Origin of the sequence: Pseudomonas sp. NPDC087614, assembly GCF_044743485.1 — a bacterium.
Taxonomy (GTDB): domain Bacteria; phylum Pseudomonadota; class Gammaproteobacteria; order Pseudomonadales; family Pseudomonadaceae; genus Aquipseudomonas; species Aquipseudomonas baetica_A.
Window position 1 is genome coordinate 56,644 of sequence record NZ_JBIUWN010000010.1, and the last position, 22,725, is coordinate 79,368.

Sequence of the window (22,725 nt, forward strand, 5' to 3'; positions counted from 1 at the left end):
AGATATCTGAACCCCGCCCTAGCGGTTCGGAACTTGAACCCCGGAATTTCTCCCTCCCCAAATGAAATCCGGGGCTTTTTTTGCCCAAAAATTGCCTGCGACGCCCTTGCCAGAAGGCGCCACTGACAATTTTGCAATCACTTACTCAGCCGCTGCTTCAGCGCCCTTGTCAGCCAGTTCCATCCAGCCTGCCAACACAGTGTAGGCCTCTTCCAGGCCCATGCGTTTTGGCGCCGAGAACAGCTGGATAGTGACCAGATCACCCCAACCCTTGCGAATTTCCGACTGCACTTTGAGCAGCGTGTTCTTGGCCGCGCCGTAAGTCAGCTTGTCGGCCTTGGTCAGCAGAATGTGCATCGGCATGCCGGCCGCAACGGCCCAGTCGAGCATCAACAGGTCGAAGTCGGTCATTGGATGACGGATGTCCATCATCAGAATCAACCCCTTCAAACTCTCGCGGCCACCGAGATAAGCCTCAAGGTGACGCTGCCAGTGCTGCTTGAGCGGGATCGGCACTTTTGCATAACCGTAGCCCGGAAGGTCGACCAGACGCCGATCATCGTCTAGCTTGAAGAAGTTCAACAGTTGCGTGCGCCCCGGGGTTTTCGAGGTGCGCGCCAGGCTGGCGTGAGTCAGGGTGTTCAGGGCGCTGGATTTGCCGGCGTTGGAACGACCGGCGAAAGCCACTTCAAAGCCTTCGTCGTCGGGGCATTGATCGACTTTGGCGGCACTGAGCATGAACGTGGACTGTTGGCACAGGCCGAGGATGGGATTCTTGAGTTGCATGAGATTTCCGATGTGGGCGGCGCCGGAACGCGGTGTCGCTTCCGTTTCAGTGACGCCAGTATATAATGCCGCAGATTTTGTGTGTGCTTTGTCCCAGCGTAGGATGAAGCTCAGGAGAGCGACAGACCTTGATTGCGCATTAGAACGCAGAACGCTCTCAACCCTGAAAAGGTCGTTTTATGACGAAATGGCTGCTGGCTGCCGGAGTCCTGATACCGCTTTACAGCGCACAGGCTACACAGGAACCGGAAGCCGTGTACAACCGTGTTTGTGGTGCCTGTCATTCCGGCCAACTCCCCATGGCGCCCAAAAGAGGCGATCAGGAGGCTTGGACGCCGAGGTTGGCGAAAGGTATGGAGACGCTGGTGCAACACGTGACCCAGGGTTTCAAGGCGATGCCGCCGCGTGGTTTGTGCATGGACTGCAGTGCCGAGGATTACCAGGCCATCATCCTTTGGATGAGCGAGAGTAAGCCCGGCCCATAACTCTTAACCCTTAGCCGTAGTTGGATTAGCTGATGAACAAATTGATCGTGAGTCTGCTGTTGACCGTGGGAATCTCAGGCTTTGCCCATGCTGCCGGTGATGCCGCCGCCGGCCAGGCAAAAGCCGCCGTTTGCGGCGCCTGCCATGGCCCGGACGGGAACAGCATGGCGCCAAACTTTCCGAAACTGGCGGGTCAAGGTGAACGCTACCTGACCAAGCAACTGCACGACATCAAGTCGGGCAAGCGTACGGTTCTGGAAATGACCGGCCTGTTGACCAACCTGAGCGATCAGGATCTGGCCGACCTCGCCGCCTACTTCGCCAGCCAGAAAGGCAGCGTCGGTGCAGCGGATCCCAAGCTCGTCGCGCGCGGTGAAGCGCTGTTCCGTGGCGGCAAGCTCGATCAAGGCATGCCATCGTGCATTGGCTGCCACTCGCCCAATGGCGCTGGCAACGCAGCTGCCGGCTTCCCGCATCTGGGTGGCCAACACGCTCAGTACATCGCCAAGCAGTTGACCGATTTCCGTGAGGGTGATCGCACCAACGATGGCGACACCATGATCATGCGCAGCATCGCTGCCAAGCTCAGCAACAAGGACATCGAGGCAGTCTCCAGCTACATTCAAGGCCTGCACTGATCGCCTTGATTCGAGCGTTGCGGGTGATGCACATCGCCTGCAACGTTAACGCTCGATTAATCCTTCCCAGCAAGTATAAAAAGGGTGGCTTTGGCCGCCCTTTTTTGTGGCCGCTGCCGTTACACTACAGAACTCATGCCCGCCAGGACCTGTCAGAAAACAGGTCGCGCGAGGCGACCCAAATTGTCCAGGAGTAAAGCATGCGTAATCTGATCATCAGCGCCGCCCTCGTCGCTGCCAGCCTGTTCGGCGTGACCGCCCAGGCCGCTGAAGCCCCTGCCGCACCTTATGTTGAACTGGCTAATCCGGTGCCAGTGGCAGAGCCTGGCAAGATCGAAGTGGTCGAGCTGTTCTGGTATGGCTGCCCGCATTGCTATGCCTTTGAGCCCGTGATCAACCCATGGGTTGAAAAGCTGCCTAAAGATGTGAATTTCGTGCGCATTCCTGCCATGTTCGGCGGCCCATGGGACGCTCACGGTCAGATGTTCCTGACCCTGGAAGCCATGGGCGTCGAACACAAGGTTCACGCCGCGGTATTCAACGCCATCCAGAAAGAACACAAGAAGCTGACCGACAAGAACGACATGGCTGACTTCCTCGCCACCCAGGGCGTGGACAAAGACAAGTTCCTGGCAACCTTCGACTCGTTCGCCATCAAAGGTCAGATCGCCAAAGCCAAAGAACTGGCCAAGAAGTATGAAATCTCCGGTGTTCCAACCATGATCGTCAACGGTAAGTACCGCTTCGACATCGGCTCCGCCGGTGGTGCCGAGCAGGCTCTGCAACTGGCTGATCAACTGGTCGCCAAAGAGCGAGCGGCTAACAAGGCTGCTGCCAACTAAGCGCGGCAACCGTCATGCGCCGCTGGAAAACCGAACGCATCGTTGGCCTGCATGATCCGCAGGTCAACGAGCATCACCTGGCGTCTACGGGTCTGCCAGCAGACCAGCGTCTGCGCTTGCTCAGTTTCAACATTCAGGTTGGCATCAGCACCGAGCGTTATCGCCATTACCTGACCCGAAGCTGGCAGCATTTTCTGCCGCACACCGGGCGCTCAGGCAATCTGCAAAAGATCGGCGACCTGCTCGGCGATTTCGATCTGGTCGCCCTGCAGGAAGCCGATGGCGGCAGCCTGCGCTCAGGCTACGTCAATCAGGTCGAACATCTGGCCCACCTCGGCGCCTTCCCTTACTGGTATCAACAACTCAATCGCAACCTCGGCCGACTGGCTCAGCACAGCAATGGCGTGCTCAGTCGTCTGCGCCCATGGGCGATTGAAGATCACCCGCTGCCCGGCCCGAAAGGTCGCGGCGCGATCCTGCTGCGCTTCGGCGAAGGGCCGGAAGCGCTGGTGGTGGTGATGATGCACCTGGCCCTCGGCGCGCGCGTGCGCAGCCTGCAACTGGCCTACATTCGCGAGCTGATCGGTGGTTACAAGCACCAGGTGTTGATGGGCGACATGAACACCCATGCCAGCGATTTGCTGCAACACTCGCCGTTACGCGATCTCGGCTTGCTGGCCCCGCAGGTGGAAGCGACATTCCCCAGTTGGCGACCTCAGCGCTGCCTTGATCATATTTTGCTCAGCCCGACCCTGACCCTGGAAAAGGTCGAAGTGCTGGCCCAACCGATTTCCGATCACCTGCCGGTCGCGGTGGAGATTCGTTTGCCGGGTTCGCTCACGGCCGATGCATTCCCCGCGCTGAGTCCTGCCCCTCGCGGAACCCCTGAATGAGCGACGACGCCCAGCGCTGGAAAGAGAAGTACCTCAAAAGCATCGAACAACAGGACAAACTGGAGCGCCGCTGGGCCGCCCGGCTCGACTTGCTGCGTCGTGGGCTGGTGCGCAGCACGCTGGCGGCCGAAGGCACCGACCGCGTCGTTGATCAATGCATGAAAGAGATGCGCGACGTGGTGCGCACCGACGACATGGATGCCGGCCTCGCCGCCCTGTTGCCACGCCTGGAAAAAGCCGTGCTCGATTCCGAGCAGCGTCGCGAAACCCGGATTGAACAGGTCAGCACCGCGCTGACCGCGCTGGTCGCTCAGTTGCAATCCTTGCCGTTGCCAAGGGACGTCGCTCAACCGCTGAAAAAATTCGCCAAACAATTGGACGGCCGGGTGGGTCAGGCCCGCGAAATGCCGCTGCTGCTGAGTGAGCTGAGCGGTTTGCAAGGCAAAGCCTTGAGCCAGTTGGAGACGCAGGCAGAACCGGGGCGCCCGGGATTGTTCCAACGCTTGTTTGGCAGTCGTGACACTGAGGAGACGCCAGCGTCAGCCCCAGAAGCGCCTGCGCAGGAAACACCCAAAGAGCCGTCGCTCGCCGCCGCGGCGCCCGAGTCCGAGCCCATAGCGGTCGCTCCCACCGACATCAGCGAACCACTCCCTGCTGCTCCTGTGCTTGAGCAAGCAGCGCCAGCCGTAGCGATCGAAACACCCGCGCCAACGACTCCGATTCAGGCCGAACCGCAAGTACTCGCCTTTGTGCCGCCCAAGGTCGCCGTTGAAGTGGTCAGCGCCCCGACCGAAGCAGAAATAATCGAGCCTGAGCCTGAAGTCATTGCCGCGCCAGCTCCGCCCCCGGTCATCCCCGCAAACCTGAACCCCGACGAGTTGATCCACCCCGGTGATCCAACGCCGATGATCCTCGACAGCCTGCCCTTGCCCGAGCCAATCGCTCAGGCCTTGGCAGCCATCGACCCGGAGCAATCCGAGGACGATATCCTGTTCGCACTACCTGACTCCCCCGAGCCGTCCTACAGCTCGGTGGCCAAGCACATCGAAGACACGCTGATCGGCCTGCTCGACGACCTGACCCTGCCCGAACGTCACCGCCCGCAAGCCGAAGCCATGCGCGACCGGCTCAAGCACGGCCTGAACTGGTACGAATTGATCCCGATCCTCGACGATCTCGCGACGTTGATGCTGGCCATCACCGACAGTGGCCAGCACGAATTCGAAGTGTATCTGCAGCAACTCAACGAACGCCTCGAAGCATTCCAGAGCAACCTGCAAGCCGCCAGCGATGGCCATGCCGACAACAGCTCGGCGGCGCGGGCCATGGACACGCAGATCCGTGAGCAAGTCGACGGCTTGCAGACCAGCGTGCAGGAAGCGGCTGATCTGGATGACCTCAAGCAAGTGCTGGAAAACCATCTAGAAGGTTTGCTCGGCACCATGGATCAGCACCAGAAGCAGCGCGATGCCCGCGAGCAGGAAGTGGCGGCGCGACTCAAAGGTCTGTCCGAACGTGTGGCCCATATGGAACAAGAGGCTCAGGGCTTTCGCGAGCACCTTGAAGAACAACGCCAAAAGGCCTTGATCGACCCGCTCACCGGCCTGCCCAACCGCGCCGCGTGGAGCGAACGCCTCGAACATGAAATCAAGCAATGGCAGCAACACGGCAACACCTTGAGCCTGGCGATGCTCGACCTTGATCACTTCAAACGGATCAACGACAACTATGGCCACCTGGCCGGCGACAAGGTGCTGAAGATCATCGCCACCGTGCTGCGCAAGCGTCTGCGCGGCTCTGACTTCATCGCTCGTTTCGGCGGCGAAGAGTTCGTTCTGCTGCTACCGGCCACCCCGCCAGCGGTCGGCGCAAAATTGCTGGAAACCCTGCGGGCAGCCGTCGAGGCGTGTCCGTTCCACTTCAAAGGCGAACGGGTCACGATCACCCTTTCGATGGGACTCGCCACGTTCAGGGCGGGAGAACACAGCGATCTCGTCATCAAAAGAGCCGATCAGGCGCTTTATCGCGCGAAAAATGCCGGGCGCAACCGGATCGAACTGGGCTGAGCAAATTGTTCCATTTTGTTTAAATCCACCCGCTGATCATCTAGACGCAAGTCAGTACGTTACACTGTTGCATTACTGACTTGCGTGTATTGCCCTCTGCCATGAAATTCCTTGCCCTCCTCGCGTCACTGCTCGTTCTTGCCGGTTGTGCCAGCGGCCCGCGTTACGACACCAGCCATCCTTCAGCCAATCACGACAGCCGCATCCAGTTCGTAGTCGTGCATTACACCTCCGCTTCGCTTGAGCGCTCGCTGCAATTGCTGACCCACGGCGAAGTCAGCAGCCATTACCTGATTGGTGATGATAAAAACGCGACGGTCTACAAATTGATGGATGAACGTCAGCGCGCCTGGCACGCCGGCGAAAGCCAATGGCAGGGCCGCACCTGGCTCAACTCAAGCTCCATCGGTATCGAAATCGTCAATCCGGGTTTCAAGGACACCCCGACCGGACGCCTGTGGTATCCCTACAGCGAAGCGCAGATTCAAGCCTTGATCGTTCTGCTCAAGGACATCAGCAAGCGTAATGGCATCAGCCCACGCCACATCATCGGTCACAGCGACATTGCGCCCTTGCGCAAGCTCGATCCGGGGCCGTTGTTCCCCTGGAAGCGACTCGCCGAACAAGGCCTTGGCGTGTGGCCCAATGAACAAGCCGTGGCCCGTCAGCAGGCACTGTTCAACAGCCGCGAACTGCCGAGCATCAGCTGGTTCCAGGAGCAACTGGCCCATTTGGGTTACGACACTCCGCAGACCGGCGAACTGGACGTTGCGACGCGTCATGTAATCGCTGCGTTCCAGATGCATTTCCGCCCCGCGCGTTTCGACGGCACGCCGGACGCGCAAACGGCAGCACTGTTGCTGGTACTCAACCAGACAAAATAATGACGCCCGCCCGACGGTCAGGGCAAATCCGCAATCAGCAGCTATAACTCATTGGTAACTCTTCGGATATTCCATGATGGTTGCTACCCGAGAGACCCTGCGTAGCTGGTTTTATCGCCCTTGGTTTTTGGCGATGATCGCGGCTGTCCTCAGCACCTGCCTGTTGATCGCTGGCACAATGTTCATCGCCACGCGCTATGTCGAGCAAAGTGAAAGCCAGGAAATGAACGCTCAGGGCGAACGGTTTCTCGCACGCCTCGAGCAACTGTTCGGCCAGTTGCGCGAAAGTCTCGACGATCTGGAAGCCCAACCGTTGCGCCGTTGCGATGACGAAATGATCGCCACGCTGCAGCAAGTCACCTTCAACTACCGCTTCGTCTACGAGGCCGCTTACAAAGACGCCACGCGCACCTGCTCCAACCGTCCACGGCAGGAAGGCCTGTCGGTCGCGCGCCCTCCCGACATCAAAGGCCCGACCTACAGCTATTGGCTGAACACCACCACCGAACCCGATGAAAACCGTGCCGCGCTGATGCTCGGGCGTGGCAATTTTCGTGTGGCGACCTCGCGCGGACATTTGACGGACATGGTTGACCTGTCGCCCGGCAGCAGCTTGCTCGTGGTGCTGGATCATGGCACCCGAGCGATCCCGGTTCTGGGGACGGCTCAGGCCTGGCCCCCCGCAGAAACCTGGCCGAAAAAAAGCCGCGATGTTTTGCAAATCACCCAGAACCGGTTGATCTACCGGATGCCCACTGACAATCCGCAATACCAACTGGTGCTGATCACGCCGAGGAGCGCCTTGCACATCCCTGCCATCTGGTGGTGGATGATTCCAGCCTGTGCGCTACTGGGTGCGTTCTTGGGTTTTTTTGTGTTTTTACTGGTACGCCAGCGCCAGTCGCTGGACGCCGAACTGCACGGGGCCATCCGCCGGGGCGAGTTGCAGGTGCTGTATCAACCGATCTTCGACCTCGACAGCCGCAACTGCGTTGGCGCCGAAGCCCTGCTGCGCTGGCGGCGCCCTGACGGCACGTTAACCAGCCCTGATCTGTTTATCCCCATGGCGGAAAATACCGGGCAGATCCGCCAGATGACCGACTTCGTCCTCCAGCGCTTGCTCGAACAACTGGGGCCGGTGTTGCGCGCCAACCCGCAGTTGTACATCTCAGTGAATCTCGCGGCCTGCGACGTGATGGTGCCGCGCATCGGTCAGGTCATGGCGCGGCTGTTGACGCTGCACCGGGTCGCTGCGCGGCAGATTGCCTTCGAAGTCACCGAACGCGGTTTGATCGATGTGGTGGTGGCACGGGAAAACCTGCAAGCGTTGCGCAATGTTGGCCATCAAGTGTTGATCGATGATTTCGGCACCGGGTATTGCAGCCTCGCGTACCTGCAAACCCTGCCGGTGGACTGCCTGAAGATCGACAAGGCCTTCATCGATGCACTCGGCCATGACGCTGCCAGCAGTGGTGTTGCGCCGCACATCATTCACATGGCCCAGGCACTGGACTTGAAGGTGATTGCCGAAGGGATCGAGCTTGAGTCACAAGCCGAACTGCTCAGCAGCGAAGGCGTGAAGTTCGGTCAGGGCTGGCTGTTCGCCCATGCGCTGAGCGCGGTGCAGTTCATTGAACTGATCACCCGAGGACGACGCCTTGCGGGACGCCGAATGGATGACGAGGCCTAAACCGCCAGCGCCATATAGAACTGCGTGCCCTGCCCCGGCCGCGAATAAACCCCCATCCGCCCGCCATGCAACTGAACGATTTCCTTGCACAGCGCCAATCCGAGCCCGGCGCCGCCCTTCTTGCGCCCGACCTGCACGAACGGTTCGAAGATCCGCCCCTGTTGACCGTAGGCAATGCCTTCGCCATTGTCTTCAACGCTGATAATCACACGCTCGCCATGACGGCGCGCCTGCAAGCGAATCTGGCCATCGCGAGCAGTGTGACGCAGGGCATTGTCGATCAGATTGTCGAGCACCCGATCCAGTTGCGCCTGATCGGCCTGCAGATGCGGCAATACCCCTTGCACCTCCACCTCCAATGAGACGCCTTTTTCCGCTGCCGTTTCGGCAAACCGCAACTGCGCCTGCCTCAGCAAATCCTCAATGGAACAGGGCGCCAGCGTCAGCTTCTGCAAACCGTTCTGGTAACGCGAGAAGTTCAGCAAGTCATTGATCAACTGCATCAGGCGCTGCATTTCTTCGTTGACGGTGTCGAGCAGGTCGGCTTCGCGAGACTCTGCTGGAAACTTCGCCCGCTCACGGAACAGACCAAACGCCATGTGCATACCGGTGACCGGGGTGCGCAACTCATGGGAGGCACGCAGCACAAACTCGCTGCGCACCCGTTCGAAGGCCCGTTGCTCGGTGACGTCGTGCAACACCATCACTGCGCCGAGGATATGGCCCTGGGTGTGGCTGACCGGCGTCAGGCTATACGTCAGCAAGCGGGATTCGCCGTCGACCTCGATGCTCAAATCCTCCGGCGCTCGCTCCAGGGTGCCACCACGCAACACCAGTTGCAGTTGTGCATCCAGTTCCGGCCGCTCAAGAGCGCTGGCCAAGCCTTGGCCCAGACGGTCATCGTCCCAGCCCAATTGACGCTGGGCGACCGGATTGAGGTGCTCTAGATGCCCGTCACGATCAATCATCAGCAATCCGTCATCGATGCAGTCGAGTACGGCCTGCAACCGTTGCTGGCCGGCCAACAGTTCGTCGACGTTGGTGGCCTGATGCTCGCGCAGCGCTTGCGCCATCAGGCCAAAACGACGGGACAGCAGATTCACTTCCATCGCTGTCGATGTCGGCAGGGTCACTTCAAAATTGCCCTGACCTATGTTGTCAGCCGCTTTGGCCAATGCCTCGATGGGCGCACCAATGCGCCGGGCAATTGCGTGCGCAGTCACGAAACCGATGATCAACACCGCCAGCCCCACCAGCCCGAGCAGGCCAGCGATCAAAAGTGCCCGGTCACGGGCCTCGTGCTGCACCGCGTTGACGTTATCCAGCGCGTGCTTGTGCTCGGTGATCAATCCGTTGCGCAACGTGTTGAAGCGCTCTCTCAGATCACGATTGTTACTGAGCACGTTGGTCGGGTCGCGGGACAGATCGAATGCCTTGAGAAAACTCAGATAGTCCGACTTGGCCTGTTTGAAGCCGTACTCTCTGGCCTCCCCTCCTACTTCCTGCGCAATACCTTCATCCAGTAATTGCAGGTAACGCTGCCTGGACGCCTCGAACGCCGCAGGGTCGGGCTTCTCCGCAAGCATAAGCACCAACTGGTCGCCGAGGGTCTGGCGCAGTTTGAGTCCCAGATCCAGGGTCAAGAAGTTGCTGCTAATCGTCGCTTCCTGAGTCCTGGCCATTTGCATCACGCTGACCAGCCCGAGCAGCAGCCCGAGCAAGGCCACAGTAATCAACGCGGAAATACTGAGGAACAGACGCGTGCGCAACTTCACCGCCGGTTTCATCGTCGCGCACTCACAGGTTGTACTGCTTGCGCTTGCGATACAGGGTAGAGGCGTCGATGCCCAGGGTTTTCGCCGCTTGATCCAGCGTGCCGGCAGTGGCCAGCACCGCGCCAATGTGGGCTTTTTCCAACTCGTCCAGGCTCAGCGCCGCGCCGACCCTTGGCGCATTGTTCGCGGGTTGTTCGGCCATACCCAAGTGAGTGATTTCAACACGCTCCTGCGGGCAGATGATGCTCGCCCGCTCGACCACGTTGCGCAGTTCACGGATGTTGCCCGGCCAGCGATAGCCGAGCAGCGCCTCACGGGCCTCCTCGCTGAACCCCCGCGCGGGGCGCGCATACTCTTTGACGAAGCGTGCAAGGAAACGGTCGGCCAGGGTCAGGATGTCTTCGGCACGCTCGCGCAGTGGCGGCAGATGCAGAGTAATGACGTTGAGGCGATACAACAGGTCTTCACGGAAGCGGCCATCGCGCACCATGTCTTCAAGATTGAGGTTGGTCGCCGCCAAAATCCGCACATCGGCGCGTCGGGTCACCGGATCCCCTACCCGTTCGTATTCTTTGTCCTGAATGAAACGCAGCAACTTGGGTTGCAATGTCAGGGGAAAATCGCCGATCTCGTCGAGAAACAACGTACCGCCGTCGGCTTGGTTCACGCGACCCAAGGTACTTTCGCTGGCCCCGGTAAAGGCTCCACGGCTGTGACCGAACAGCTCGCTTTCCATCAATTCCGCCGTCAGCGACGGGCAGTTGATGGTCACGCAGGATTTCTTCTCGCGCTTGCTCCAGCCATGGATCGCCCGGGCCAGTTCACCCTTACCGGTGCCGGACTCACCCAGAATGAGAATGTTGGCGTCGGTGCCCGCCACCTGACGGGCGGTCTCCAGCACGACTTTCATCGCCGGGCTGTGGGAATCGAGACCATCCTTGGGTTTGCGAATCTCGCCCTCGAGCGCTTCCAGACGTGCCGAGAGTTGGCGCACTTCCAGTTGCTTGGCAGTGGCCAGACGCAACTGGTCAGGGCTGCACGGTTTCACCAGATAATCGGCGGCACCGGCCTGAATCGCATCAACGGCGGTATCGACAGCGGAATGCGCGGTGACGATGACCACACGCATCCAAGGTGCCTGAACGCGCATTTGCGCCAGCACGTCGAGGCCATTGTCCTCGCCCAGACGCAAATCAAGGAAACACAGGTCGAACACCTGGCGCTGCAGCAATGCATCGGCCTGAGCCGCGCTGTTGGCGGTGGCCACTGTATAGCCTTCGTCTTCGAGGCAATAACGGAAGGTGCGCAGGATGGCGGACTCATCGTCCACCAGCAGAATGCGGCCTTGATGCTCAGTGGCAGATTCCATTTTTCCTACGCTCCATAGTGATTGGTCTTGAGTTAGTCCCGAAAAAATCGGGCAAGTTGCATGGTTGATTCTGAACGATGCCAGCCATAGGAGGGTAGCTCTCTCATGCCTTTACGGCTAATCCACTGATTTTGTTGAATTTTTAAACAATCACCGATTTGCAGGGCGTTCCCTGCGTCCTTTTCTGACATCCACGACCTGCTCTCAATTCAATAAGAATGAAAACTCCTACGAAATAATCGTGCAATCCGCACGACCACAGATGACCCATCGTGCAGGATGCGTCTCCAATTATTTTCAGACTACATTTAAGTTATTGATTTTATTGTATTTTTTTCATTCAAAAAACTGGCATGCAGGCTGCAATACCTCACTCATCCCGGGCAGATCAGAACTGCCCCAACCGAACAAGAGTGAGGAACCCAGGATGACTCGCCAACGTGCCGCCCAAGTGCGTATCTCGCCACTGCATCTCCAGCAAGGCCTGTTTGGCGTACTTGCGCTGTTGATCACGTTGATCGTGTGCCAGCAATACCTGCGCTGGGAAAACAGCCAGAAGCCTGAGCCGCTGATCTCGATCCAGCACAGCACGCAGAAGCACTTCAGCGCCGTCAGCAGCAGCCAGGCCGAGAGCGCCTCGATGCGCATGATGGACGTCGATCAAGCGCAGCCACTCAATGAGTTGCCACGCGAAGAACGTTGGGTTTTCTGACGGATTAAACAGATTCGGGCGCAACGCGCCGGAACACGCAACATCCCTAAATAGAGAAGTAAGGAGAATCACCATGTTGAGTTGGGCAATTACGTTCTTGATCATTGCCATCATCGCCGCCGTATTGGGCTTCGGTGGTATCGCGGGCACCGCCACGGGTATCGCCAAGATCCTCTTTGTCGTGTTCCTGGTGATGTTCATTGCTTCCTTCTTCTTTGGCCGTCGCGGCCGAGGTTAACGATGAGTGCGCTTGCGTTTAAGACACTGGCAGCCGCCCTGCTTCTGGGCGGTAGTGCCATGGCGATGGCGGCCAATGATGGCCAGACAAGGGCCAACGAGTTGTTGAGCTCCGATGCGCAATACAGGGAAACCTGGGAAGGCGTGGTGAAGAAGGAAGAGCGCCTGCCGGAGTGGGTGATGAACCTCTCTGGCACGCCTGACCAACAGATGACTGCCGTGACGGAAGATGGCGACAAGTATCTGGTCGGGCCTCTCTGCGAATCCGCAGACAAATGCCTGAACCACCGCTTGATCGTCGCGTTCAGTTTCGACAAGAAAGACGCTTACGCCATGCTCGTCGATGTGCCCGAAGGACTGCCGGCCGACAAGTCGCCAACGCGACATGCCACCTACCGCTTCCTCGGCAATCCCGACGAGGGCATGCAGGATCTGCTGATGGAAACCCTGAAGAAAGATCCGAACTGGTATTAGGTTTCGAACATAAGGGCAGCACCCCCCGCTGCTCTTTATTGCACCTGCCCGAGGAGGGCCGGCGCATGACCAAGGGGCCGGGACGCTCTGACTGTTACAGGGTCGCAGTGACCTACGGGTACAAGGAGTGCCTGCGAGAGGGCCGGGTCAGGGGAAAAAAGCTGCGCCGCAAGTTCGCCACCCCTCTTGGGCTTGACGGACTTGCGCTGAGCTTTCAAACCATCAAAACGTTGATCCAGAGCGCCCAGCTCATCTTGTCCATCGCTCACACTGCGCGCGAAAACATTACGCGGTGTTTCCGGGCGACCGTATATCGAGAAAGATACCGTTTAAACAGTAGGACTATTGGTCTTGTAACGTAGGCCTTTTCCGAAATTTTACGTCGAAATTACTCGCTCAAAAAACAACCCACCTTACGCCGAAATGGCCGGTTCACGGCACTTTTGCTGGCTTAAATGGCGTAATCGAACCGATTGGGACGCGAGTTTCAATTAAAAAATCTCATGCCGATTCAGCATAGGGTAGGCGTTTACGGCATTAGACGGCGCAACCTTGCATCGGAATAGTTGCGCCTTTTTTCGCCTGCCGAAGAGCCGTAAATACGCGCTTCGGGGCACCTTATACGGAGGCAGATGCATAGACTTTTCCGCTAAAGAGCGTTCCAGTTCCTGCATGTGCCTGAGTCAAACGCAAGTAAGGGTAAAGATAATGAAGAAGGCAAAAATCAGCCTCGCCTGGCAGATCCTCATCGGTCTGGTTCTGGGTATTGCAATTGGTGCGTTGCTCAACCACTTCAGTGCCGAAAAGGCCTGGTGGATCAGTAACGTCCTGCAACCGGCAGGCGATATCTTTATCCGTCTGATCAAGATGATCGTGATCCCGATCGTCATCTCCTCCCTGATCGTCGGCATCGCCGGCGTGGGCGACGCCAAGAAGCTTGGGCGTATCGGCCTGAAGACAATCGTCTACTTCGAAATCGTCACCACCATCGCCATCGTCGTCGGCCTGCTGCTGGCCAACGTGTTCCATCCGGGCACCGGCATCGACATGAGTACCCTGGGCACGGTCGACATCTCGAAGTACCAGGCGACCGCCGCCGAAGTACAACATGAACATGCGTTCATCGAGACCATCCTCAACCTGATCCCGTCGAATATCTTCGCGGCCATGGCCCGCGGCGAAATGCTGCCGATCATCTTCTTCTCCGTGTTGTTCGGTCTCGGTCTGTCGAGCCTGCAGTCGGACCTGCGTGAACCACTGGTGAAGATGTTCCAGGGCGTGTCGGAAAGCATGTTCAAAGTCACCCACATGATCATGAACTACGCGCCGATCGGCGTATTCGCACTGATCGCGGTGACCGTCGCCAACTTCGGCTTCGCCTCCCTGCTGCCGCTGGCCAAACTGGTGATCCTGGTTTACGTCGCCATCGCCTTCTTTGCCTTCGTGGTACTGGGCCTGATCGCCAGGCTGTTCGGCTTCTCGGTGCTCAAGCTGATGCGCATCTTCAAGGATGAGCTGGTGCTGGCCTACTCCACCGCCTCCTCGGAAACCGTGCTGCCACGCGTGATCGAGAAAATGGAAGCCTACGGCGCGCCGAAAGCCATCTGCAGCTTCGTGGTGCCGACCGGTTACTCGTTCAACCTCGACGGTTCGACCCTGTACCAGTCCATCGCGGCGATCTTCATTGCCCAGTTGTACGGCATCGATCTGTCGATCAGCCAGCAACTGCTGCTGGTCCTGACCCTGATGGTCACCTCCAAAGGCATCGCCGGCGTACCGGGCGTGTCCTTCGTGGTGCTGCTGGCGACGCTGGGCAGCGTGGGTATTCCGCTGGAAGGCTTGGCGTTTATCGCCGGTGTCGACCGCATCATGGACATGGCCCGTACCGCACTGAACGTGATCGGCAACGCCCTGGCGGTGTTGGTCATCTCGCGCTGGGAAGGCATGTACGACGATGCCAAGGGCGAGCGCTACTGGAACTCCCTGCCGCACTGGCGCAGCAAGGAAAAACTGCCGGCGGGCGAGATCTCCAAGAACTGATTGCTGAACCCTGTGGGGATTGGCTGCTTGTGGCAGTGGGCTTGCTCACACAGGGGATTTTAGTCAGAGCCAAGCATTCATTGCCCCCGCCAGTGATGCACAGACAAACCCCGGACAAAATCCGGGGTTTGTCGTTTCTGGCCACCCCGCTATTATTCGCCGCATCTTCCGAGGGATTTGACTGATGCTTAATGGCCTGTGGCTTGGCTTCTTCGTCGTGGCAGCCGTGTCGGCGCTGGCGCAGTGGCTGATTGGCGGTAATGCCGGGATTTTCGCGGCGATGGTGGAAAGCATTTTTGCCATGGCCAAGCTGTCGGTCGAAGTCATGGTGCTGCTGTTCGGCACCCTCACCCTGTGGCTGGGTTTTCTGCGCATCGCCGAGAAGGCCGGCATTGTTGAATGGCTGGCCAAGGTATTGGGCCCGCTGTTCCTGCGACTGATGCCGGAAGTCCCGCCCGGTCACCCCGCCCTTGGCCTGATCACCCTGAACTTCGCCGCCAATGGCTTGGGCCTGGACAACGCCGCCACGCCCATCGGCCTGAAAGCCATGAAGGCGCTGCAGGAACTCAACCCCAGCGCCACCGTCGCCAGCAACGCGCAGATCCTGTTCCTGGTGCTCAACGCCTCCTCTCTGACCCTGCTGCCGGTGACGATCTTCATGTACCGCGCCCAGCAAGGCGCGCCTGACCCGACGCTGGTGTTCCTGCCGATTTTGCTGGCGACCAGTTGCTCGACGATTGTCGGCTTTCTGTCGGTGGCGTTCATGCAGCGTTTGCGGATCTGGGATCCGGTGGTGCTGGCCTATCTGATTCCCGGCGCGTTGATGCTCGGCGCCTTCATGGCATTGCTGGGGACAATGTCGGCCACCGCTTTGGCGGGATTGTCGTCGATCCTCGGCAATCTCACGCTGTTTGGTCTGATCATGCTGTTTCTGGTGATGGGTGCTCTACGTAAGGTGAAGGTCTACGAAGCATTCGTTGAAGGCGCGAAGGAAGGCTTCGATGTAGCGAAGAACCTGCTGCCGTATCTGGTGGCCATGCTCTGCGCCGTCGGCGTGCTCCGTGCGTCCGGAGCGCTGGATTTTGGCCTCGACGGGATCCGTCATCTGGTCGAATGGGCCGGAGGGGACACACGCTTTGTCGATGCGCTGCCCACGGCGATGGTCAAGCCATTCTCCGGCAGCGCGGCGCGGGCGATGCTGATCGAAACCATGCAGACTTCCGGTGTCGACAGCTTCCCGGCGCTGGTGGCGGCGACGCTTCAGGGCAGTACCGAGACGACGTTCTATGTGCTGGCGGTGTATTTCGGCGCGGTGGGGATTCAGCGGGCGCGGCATGCGGTAGGTTGCGCGCTGTTGGCCGAACTGGCCGGCGTACTCGGCGCCATTGGCGTCTGCTACTGGTTCTTCGGTTAGCCACAAATCCCCCTGTGGGTGCGCGAAGAGGGCGTGTCAGGCGACGTATGCATTGCCTGACAAACCGCCTTCGCGAGCGAGCCCGCGCCTACAGGGGTTATGGATAAGGTTAAAGTCTGGGTGAGGGCGCGAACTGCTGGCCTTGCTCGACCGCCCACGCCACAACCTTCGCGGTCAGGCGATCACTGGCCAGACCAAACCCGGCGACCACCGCCGGCACCTGCACATCACTCAGGGGCTGGCGCTCTTCAAACCGGCGGCTGGCCAGAATGCGCTGGTCATAGCCACGCACCAGCAACGCATCGACCCGCACGACAACGCTGGCCTTATCGCCCTGATATTCAGTCTGAAACGCCTGCAAATTCCCCCCCAGTTCCAGATCCGCCTGGAAGTAGCTGTCATCGGTGCTCAGCAACGTCACCCGGCCATCACGCGTAAAGCCTTCGAGCAGCCGATTGCGCAACAGCACCGGTGCGGGGTCGCTCCAGCGTGACGCCTTGTAGCTGCTGATCATGTTGCCCTGTGGAATCACGGCGATGTTCGGCCGGTTCAGCGCTTCACTGGCCTGCCATTTGTTGAGCCGCAGCGACCAGTGCTGAGTGGCCGCTGAACCGGCCGGCGCAGGCACCTGCGCGGCTGGCAGACGATAAACGTTCGATGGCTGCGACTGGGGCAGGATCGAGCACGACGCGATCAGCGTGCCGATCAAGGCAAAACCAGCGGCGAAGAGGGCGAGTCGAGTCAGCTTCATGGCGTGAACTCCTTGTTCTTGTCACTGCCCAGCAGGTAACCGCTGGGGTTGGCCTCAAGACGTTGCGAGATGGCGCGCAGCGAGGTCAGCGTCTCTCGCAATTCACGGATGGCCGGCGCCAGACCATTGAGACCCTGCAGGCCGTTGTCGAGGGCATTCTGGTTCTTGCTCAGCAGGCCGTTGATCGTGGCGCTGCTTTGCTCCAGCGACTTCATCGCCTGCTCGGCACTGCCCAGCGCCTGCTTGCCCTGGTCGTTGAGCAAACCGTTGGCGTTGCGCATCAGCAGCGAAGTCTGTTCGAGCATGCTGCCGGCCTGTTTGCCGACCGTCGCCAGTTGCTGCATGGCTTGGCGCAGGTCGCCACGCTGATCGTTGATCGAGCCGGTGGTCTGTTCCAGGTGGGCGAGGGTTTTGCTCACGCGCTCGACGTTTTCGGCGGAGAACATCTGGTTGGCGTTTTGCAGCAGTGCGGTGACGCCGCTCATCAAGTCGTTGCTGTCATTGAGCAACCGCGAGATGGGCGAGGGCGACGCGACAATGATCGGTAATTTGCCGTCATGGCCCCGTAGGCTCGGACTGTTTGGCGTGCCGCCGCTGAGCTGGATGATCGAGGTCCCGGTAATCCCGGTCAGGGCCAGTTTGGCCAGGGTGTCTTCCTTGATCGGAGTGTCACCGCCCAGACGAATCCGCGCCAACACCCGGCGGGGATCCTTGGGGTCAAGACGCAGGCTGACCACGTCACCGACCTTGATCCCGCTGTATTGCACCGCGCTGCCCTTGGACAGGCCGCTGACCGCCTCATTGAACACGACTTCGTAATCCTTGAACTCGCTATCGATACTGGACTTGGCCAGCCACAGGCCGAACAGCAGGGCGCCCGCCACGACAATCACTGCGAACAGGCCGATCAACACATGATGGGCTCGGGTTTCCATATCAGACCTCGTTGAGCAGTTTGGCGGCGTCCAGCGCCGAGCGGCCGCGCGGGCCGTGGAAATATTCGTGAATCCACGCGTCATCGGTTTCCGATACGACGTCAATCGGACCGGCGACCAGCACCTTCTTCTGCGCCAGCACTGCCACGCGGTCGGTGATGGTGTAGAGCGTGTCGAGGTCGTGGGTGACCAGAAACACACTCAGGCCCAACGCATCGCGCAGGGTCAGGATCAGTTGATCGAACGCCGCCGCACCGATCGGATCGAGACCGGCGGTGGGCTCGTCGAGAAACAGGATGTCCGGATCCAGCGCCAATGCACGGGCCAATGCCGCGCGCTTGATCATGCCGCCGGACAGCGACGCGGGGTATTTGTCCGCCGCCGACAACGGCAGCCCGGCCAGCGCCAGTTTCACCGCCGCCAGATGCTCGGCGTCGTTGCGGCTTAACCCTGCATGCTCGATCAGGGGCAAAGCGACGTTCTCGGTCACCGTCAACGAGGAGAACAGTGCGCCTTTTTGAAACAGCACGCCGAAGCGTCGTTCGATCAGCGAGCGCTCATGTCCGGACAGGCTCGGCAGGTTCTGGCCGAATACGTTCACCCGGCCTTCGCTGGGGCGGCGCAGGCCGATGATACTGCGCAGCAGTACCGATTTGCCGCTGCCAGAGCCGCCGACCATGGCGAGGATTTCGCCTTTGTACAAATCCATGTCGAGGCCTTCGTGCACGCTCTGCTTGCCAAAGCGGTTGCACAGGCCACGGACTTCGATCACCGCCTCCGAGGGCGCGCGGGGTGGACGACTCACCAGCCCATCTCCATGAAGAACAGCGCGGCCACCGCATCGAGGACGATCACCACAAAAATCGATTGCACAACGGCGGACGTGGTGTGGGCGCCGACCGATTCGGCGCTGCCGCTGACCTTGAAGCCTTCGAGACAGCCAATCGCGGCGATCAGGAAGGCGAAGACCGGTGCTTTCACCAACCCCACCAGAAAGTGCTGAACACCGATGTCCGATTGCAGCAGCGAGAGGAACATCGCCGGTGAAATTCCCAGCGACAACGCGCAGACCACGCCACCGCCGACGATCCCGCAGAGCATCGCCAGAAACGTCAGCATCGGCAGCGCGATCAGCAGCGCCAGTACCCGTGGGACCACCAGCAGTTCCATCGGGTCAAGGCCAAGTGTGCGGATTGCATCGATCTCTTCGTTGGCCTTCATCGAACCGATTTGCGCGGTGAAGGCGCTGGCGGTGCGCCCGGCCATCAGAATCGCGGTGAGCAAGACGCCGAATTCACGCAGAAATGAAAACGCCACCAGATCGACGGTGAACACACTGGCCCCAAAACTGGCCAGCACCGTCGCGCCAAGAAAAGCCACCACGGCGCCCACCAGAAAGGTCAGCAACGCCACGATCGGCGCAGCGTCGAGGCCGGTCTGTTCGATGTGCGCGACGATTGGCGTAATGCGCCAACGCTTGGGGCGGAACACGCTGCGAGCGATGGTTTCCAGAATCAGACCGATGAAGCCCAGCACTTGCAGGGTGTCCTGCCAGACCGTTTCCACCGCGCGACCGATGCGCGTCAGCAGTTGCACGCTGACGCTGACTTCCGGCTCCTTGATCGGCACGCAGAAATCGGTCAGCGAGCGATACACCGTCTGCAGCAGCGCGCGGTCAGCCGGGGAAATCGTACAGTCGGGATGTTCAGCGGATTTGCCCAGGCGTTCGGAACCGAGCAGTTCGACCAGCAAGGATGCGCCAGCGGTATCGAGGGCGCCCAGGTCATTCAGGTCGATGGACGTATGGGCGTCGTATTGGCCGTGGAGCTTTTCGCTCAGTTGCTTGAGGTCAGCGTAATGGGCAAGCGTCCAGTCCCCGCTGACTCGCAGGCGAGCAGGGGTGGTCGATGTGTCGAGTTGGGCACTGCCCGTCGTCGAGCTGCTGGTCATAAACTCCGTGCTTTTCGGCTGATGAGGCTGGCATACGTAATAGCACGAACCCGACTACTTTTCTTTGATCGCTGTGCTGTCGGTGACTTCAAAGCGCAGCACGCCGATCACCTGGCCGTCCTCGGTCAGCACCCGTACCTGCCACTTGCCCGCCGGGTTGCCGGGGAAATTCTGCTTGTGCGTCCACGCCCGGTAGCCTTCTTTACGCCCGCCATGGATGTCGAGAGCAATGCGGTCGACCTCTTTGCCGTTGAACTGCCAGACGTGATAAATCCGCTCATCGAGCCCGCGTGGCGCGTTGATCGCGGTATAGGCGTAGAGGCCACCGCCACGGATCTGCTCGGCGCTGACTTGCTTGAGGCTCGCGCCGGGGGTGCGATCCTGCAACTGCGTGCTGATCGCCACGTCAGTCATCCACAGCGTTGCCGGCGGCACCCACGAGCGCAGCGCCCAACCCACACCGCCGATACCCACGGTGATGCACAGGATCGCCAGCGCATTGCGCACGGTGCGGATCGGGAAGATCGACGCCAGGCTCGGGAACGACAGCAGCACGGCAATGCCCAGCGCCCATTTGAAGCTCCGCGAGGTGGTCAGGTGCATGATCACCGGCAGTGCGGTCAGGAGGGCCGCGAACAGGGTCAGGGTGTGTAGCGCCAGAAACGCCCAGCGCCGGGGCGCCAGCCATTTGTAGTAGAGCGGATCGATGACGGAGATCAGCGCGGCGATGCTCAGCAGCCCGGTGAAGATCAATTGGCTGCTGTTCCACGTCGTGGTGATGAAGAAGAATGGCAGAACGAAAAACAGGCTTTCCTGGTGAATCATCTGCGTGGCGTAACGCAGCAGCGGCTGGGGGATTTCCCGTTTGAAAATCCGCGTAAAAAGGCCGGTGAGGGTGTTTTCCAGCATCAGCCAGATCCAGCTCAGCAGCATGATGATGGTGATCCAGCTCGCCAGCCCTTGCTGGCGGTCGACCAGAATGAAACTGCCGACCCCGGAGATGAAACCACCCAACGCAATGACCCCGGGATAGCGCTTCATCAGTTCGAGAATGCGCTGGATCAGAAGGGTCAGTTTTGGCATGAGGGCGGTTCGCAACAGTCGTGGGAAAAAACCTCGACAGAGTACCGCTCGCACAGCGGTGTGGCGAGGCTGCCGGTCAGCAAAATCACCACAGTCCCCTGTGGGAGCGGGATTGCTCGCGAAGGCGTCGTATCCGTCACTGCATTTGTTGCATGACCCACCGCGTTCGCGAGCAAGCCCGCTCCCACCGGTTCAGTGTTCGGCGGATTTGCGGCGGTGCAGGCGCCATACGATCAGGATCAGCAGCAACACACCCAGTCCACCCGCCGCCAGCCACAACACCTGATCATCACTGATCAAAGGCTTCTCGATACGCAGATACCCCGGTTGCAGCAACAACTCGCGCATGGCCTTGTTCGCCGTTTCCAGCGTCACGCCTTGCAGTTCGCGGGCGGGATTGGCGAAGCGGCCGTCCTCGTAGTCGCCCAGCGCACTCCAGTAGTAATCGGCCATCGCGCTGTTGCCTTGCACCGCCCAGGCCTGATGGGCGATGGCCGCCTGTTTGATGCGGGCGAAGGTGGCCGGATCGAGACCGTTTTTCAGCAGGTCGGCCTTGATGTCTTCCAGCACCTCAATGGCTTCATCGACGTTATCGCGATCAAGGTCAGCATTGAGGCTCATGAACCCGACGCCCCCAAACACTTCGCGCTCGGCCCACGGCCCATAAGACAAACCATGGTTGAGACGAATCTGTCGGTACAGCGCCCAGTCGAGGTAGTCCTTGAGGATGTTGAACGTCTCGTCGTACTGACCGTCCAGCACCGGCTCCGGCACCAACCAGTGCAACTTGGCGCTGTCGCCGATAAAACCGCGCGTGAGGGTGCGCTCATGGGCGGCGCTGGTGCGGATATCCGGCAACGGCCGGTGCTCACTGGGCTCGACCGCATCAAGCGCGCCCCACGTCCGCTCCAGATAGGCCGGCAGCAGTTTGTCGAGCTCGCCGACGACAATCAGGGTCATGTTGTTCGGCGCGTACCAGGCTTTGCGCACCTTCTCCAGTTGCGCCTGGGTCAGATGTGCGACTTCGGCGCGCTGCGGGCATTTAAGGCCCAGCTCCACCGCCAATTGATTGCTCGCGCTGTGCCCCAGATCCTGGCGGTCGAGAAAGCGGCGCAGGCGCGTGTAGTGGCCGCCGTCCTCACGCTCGACCACACGTTTGGCGGCGTTGATCGCGTTGTCGTCGATGCGGGTCTGTGTCAGCAGCGCCAGCAGCAGGTCGAGTACCTTGCGCTGGTTTTTCGCCGGAGCTTCGATGACGAAGGTGGTATCGGCATTGCTGGTGAAGGCGTTCCAGTCACCGCCAAGGGCCTGCATGCGCTCTTCGAGGCCACCTTCGCCGGTGGCGTCAATGCCACTGAACAGCAAGTGTTCAAGCAGGTGCGGCAGCTCTTTTTCATCGCAGTCAAAATCATCAAGACCGACGCCGACCACCAGCCGGATCGCGACATGCCCGCGCTCGGTGCCGGGTTTGAGCAACAACTGCAAACCGTTGGGCAGCGCATAACCTTCGACCTGAAAACGATCCAGGGCCAAGGAAGGGAGTGAACCGAGCAACAGACAGGCGAACAACAGGCAACGCATAACAGGCTTCCGTACGGCTGATTTGGAGATCCGTGTCGTCAGGCAGATGGCCTTTGCGAGCAAGCTCGCGAAGGCGTCCCTGAGGCTGAACGCTGAGTTACTGACTGACCTTAGCCGCAG

At 59.9% G+C, this 22,725-nt stretch carries 21 protein-coding genes; 12 read left to right on the forward strand and 9 right to left on the reverse strand.

Annotated elements, in window-relative coordinates; all coding sequences use genetic code 11:
* Positions 1-141 precede the first annotated feature (141 nt).
* Positions 142-786 (reverse strand): ribosome biogenesis GTP-binding protein YihA/YsxC, encoded by a 645-nt coding sequence (gene yihA / locus ACIOWA_RS06285; protein WP_123455004.1) that lies wholly within the window; start codon positions 784-786, stop codon positions 142-144.
* Positions 787-965: 179 nt separating this feature from the next.
* Between yihA and ACIOWA_RS06290 the strand changes: the two genes are divergently transcribed.
* The 7 genes from ACIOWA_RS06290 (at position 966) to ACIOWA_RS06320 (ending at position 8,284) form a co-directional block, all read left to right on the forward strand.
* Positions 966-1,271: a cytochrome c5 family protein gene (locus ACIOWA_RS06290; RefSeq protein WP_221732268.1), complete on the forward strand. Its 306-nt coding sequence runs from the start codon at positions 966-968 to the stop codon at positions 1,269-1,271.
* A gap of 32 nt (positions 1,272-1,303) precedes the next feature.
* Positions 1,304-1,909 carry a c-type cytochrome gene (locus ACIOWA_RS06295; RefSeq protein WP_339432365.1) on the forward strand — a complete coding sequence of 202 codons (606 nt, stop codon included), beginning with the start codon at positions 1,304-1,306 and terminating at the stop codon, positions 1,907-1,909.
* 200 nt (positions 1,910-2,109) lie between these two features.
* Entirely contained in the window at positions 2,110-2,751 is a 642-nt protein-coding gene (locus tag ACIOWA_RS06300) for a thiol:disulfide interchange protein DsbA/DsbL (RefSeq protein WP_401158811.1), read from the forward strand.
* Positions 2,752-2,765: 14 nt separating this feature from the next.
* Complete coding sequence (locus ACIOWA_RS06305; protein WP_339432363.1) at positions 2,766-3,644, forward strand: endonuclease/exonuclease/phosphatase family protein; 879 nt, start codon at positions 2,766-2,768, stop codon at positions 3,642-3,644.
* Entirely contained in the window at positions 3,641-5,710 is a 2,070-nt protein-coding gene (locus ACIOWA_RS06310; RefSeq protein ID WP_401158815.1) for a diguanylate cyclase, read from the forward strand. Before ACIOWA_RS06305 ends, ACIOWA_RS06310 begins: the two co-directional genes overlap by 4 nt.
* Positions 5,711-5,811: 101 nt before the next feature.
* Positions 5,812-6,594 (forward strand): N-acetylmuramoyl-L-alanine amidase, encoded by a 783-nt coding sequence (locus ACIOWA_RS06315; protein ID WP_339494978.1) that lies wholly within the window; start codon positions 5,812-5,814, stop codon positions 6,592-6,594.
* 76 nt (positions 6,595-6,670) lie between these two features.
* Positions 6,671-8,284: an EAL domain-containing protein gene (locus ACIOWA_RS06320; protein WP_339432424.1), complete on the forward strand. Its 1,614-nt coding sequence runs from the start codon at positions 6,671-6,673 to the stop codon at positions 8,282-8,284.
* On the opposite strand, the gene ACIOWA_RS06325 is transcribed toward ACIOWA_RS06320, so the two are convergent.
* Both ACIOWA_RS06325 and algB read right to left on the reverse strand, forming a co-directional pair.
* A complete protein-coding gene (locus ACIOWA_RS06325) occupies positions 8,281-10,071 on the reverse strand; it encodes a KinB sensor domain-containing domain (RefSeq protein WP_339432360.1) in 1,791 nt (596 codons plus the stop codon). The two genes, ACIOWA_RS06320 and ACIOWA_RS06325, sit on opposite strands and share 4 nt — an antisense overlap.
* A 10-nt stretch (positions 10,072-10,081) precedes the next feature.
* Entirely contained in the window at positions 10,082-11,428 is a 1,347-nt protein-coding gene (algB, locus tag ACIOWA_RS06330) for a sigma-54-dependent response regulator transcription factor AlgB (protein ID WP_401158819.1), read from the reverse strand.
* Between the two features lie 427 nt (positions 11,429-11,855).
* On the opposite strand from algB, the gene ACIOWA_RS06335 reads away from it, so the two are divergent.
* From ACIOWA_RS06335 to ACIOWA_RS06355, 5 genes are all read left to right on the forward strand, one after another.
* Positions 11,856-12,140 carry a hypothetical protein gene (locus tag ACIOWA_RS06335; protein WP_339432358.1) on the forward strand — a complete coding sequence of 95 codons (285 nt, stop codon included), beginning with the start codon at positions 11,856-11,858 and terminating at the stop codon, positions 12,138-12,140.
* A gap of 73 nt (positions 12,141-12,213) precedes the next feature.
* Positions 12,214-12,378, forward strand: coding sequence for a DUF1328 domain-containing protein (locus ACIOWA_RS06340; RefSeq protein ID WP_003177151.1), 165 nt, complete (start codon positions 12,214-12,216; stop codon positions 12,376-12,378).
* Between the two features lie 2 nt (positions 12,379-12,380).
* On the forward strand, positions 12,381-12,851 hold the full coding sequence (locus tag ACIOWA_RS06345; protein WP_339465411.1) for an inhibitor of vertebrate lysozyme family protein: 471 nt from the start codon (positions 12,381-12,383) through the stop codon (positions 12,849-12,851).
* 708 nt (positions 12,852-13,559) lie between these two features.
* Positions 13,560-14,891 (forward strand): glutamate/aspartate:proton symporter GltP, encoded by a 1,332-nt coding sequence (gltP, locus tag ACIOWA_RS06350; protein WP_339432356.1) that lies wholly within the window; start codon positions 13,560-13,562, stop codon positions 14,889-14,891.
* A 184-nt stretch (positions 14,892-15,075) separates the two neighbouring features.
* A complete protein-coding gene (locus tag ACIOWA_RS06355; protein WP_221732258.1) occupies positions 15,076-16,305 on the forward strand; it encodes a nucleoside recognition domain-containing protein in 1,230 nt (409 codons plus the stop codon).
* Positions 16,306-16,414: 109 nt separating this feature from the next.
* On the opposite strand, the gene ACIOWA_RS06360 is transcribed toward ACIOWA_RS06355, so the two are convergent.
* From ACIOWA_RS06360 to ACIOWA_RS06385, 6 genes are all read right to left on the reverse strand, one after another.
* A complete protein-coding gene (locus ACIOWA_RS06360) occupies positions 16,415-17,056 on the reverse strand; it encodes an ABC-type transport auxiliary lipoprotein family protein (RefSeq protein ID WP_401158822.1) in 642 nt (213 codons plus the stop codon).
* Entirely contained in the window at positions 17,053-17,991 is a 939-nt protein-coding gene (locus ACIOWA_RS06365) for an MlaD family protein (protein WP_339432353.1), read from the reverse strand. Before ACIOWA_RS06365 ends, ACIOWA_RS06360 begins: the two co-directional genes overlap by 4 nt.
* A 1-nt stretch (position 17,992) precedes the next feature.
* Positions 17,993-18,796 (reverse strand): ABC transporter ATP-binding protein, encoded by an 804-nt coding sequence (locus tag ACIOWA_RS06370; RefSeq protein ID WP_401158824.1) that lies wholly within the window; start codon positions 18,794-18,796, stop codon positions 17,993-17,995.
* A complete protein-coding gene (locus tag ACIOWA_RS06375; protein ID WP_339465405.1) occupies positions 18,793-19,941 on the reverse strand; it encodes an ABC transporter permease in 1,149 nt (382 codons plus the stop codon). The genes ACIOWA_RS06370 and ACIOWA_RS06375 overlap by 4 nt, the downstream gene beginning before the upstream one ends.
* Before the next feature lie 54 nt (positions 19,942-19,995).
* Complete coding sequence (locus ACIOWA_RS06380; RefSeq protein ID WP_401158827.1) at positions 19,996-21,024, reverse strand: DUF5924 family protein; 1,029 nt, start codon at positions 21,022-21,024, stop codon at positions 19,996-19,998.
* A gap of 192 nt (positions 21,025-21,216) precedes the next feature.
* Positions 21,217-22,605, reverse strand: a complete 1,389-nt coding sequence (locus ACIOWA_RS06385; RefSeq protein WP_339432349.1) for an insulinase family protein — start codon at positions 22,603-22,605, stop codon at positions 21,217-21,219.
* Positions 22,606-22,725: the final 120 nt, after the last annotated feature.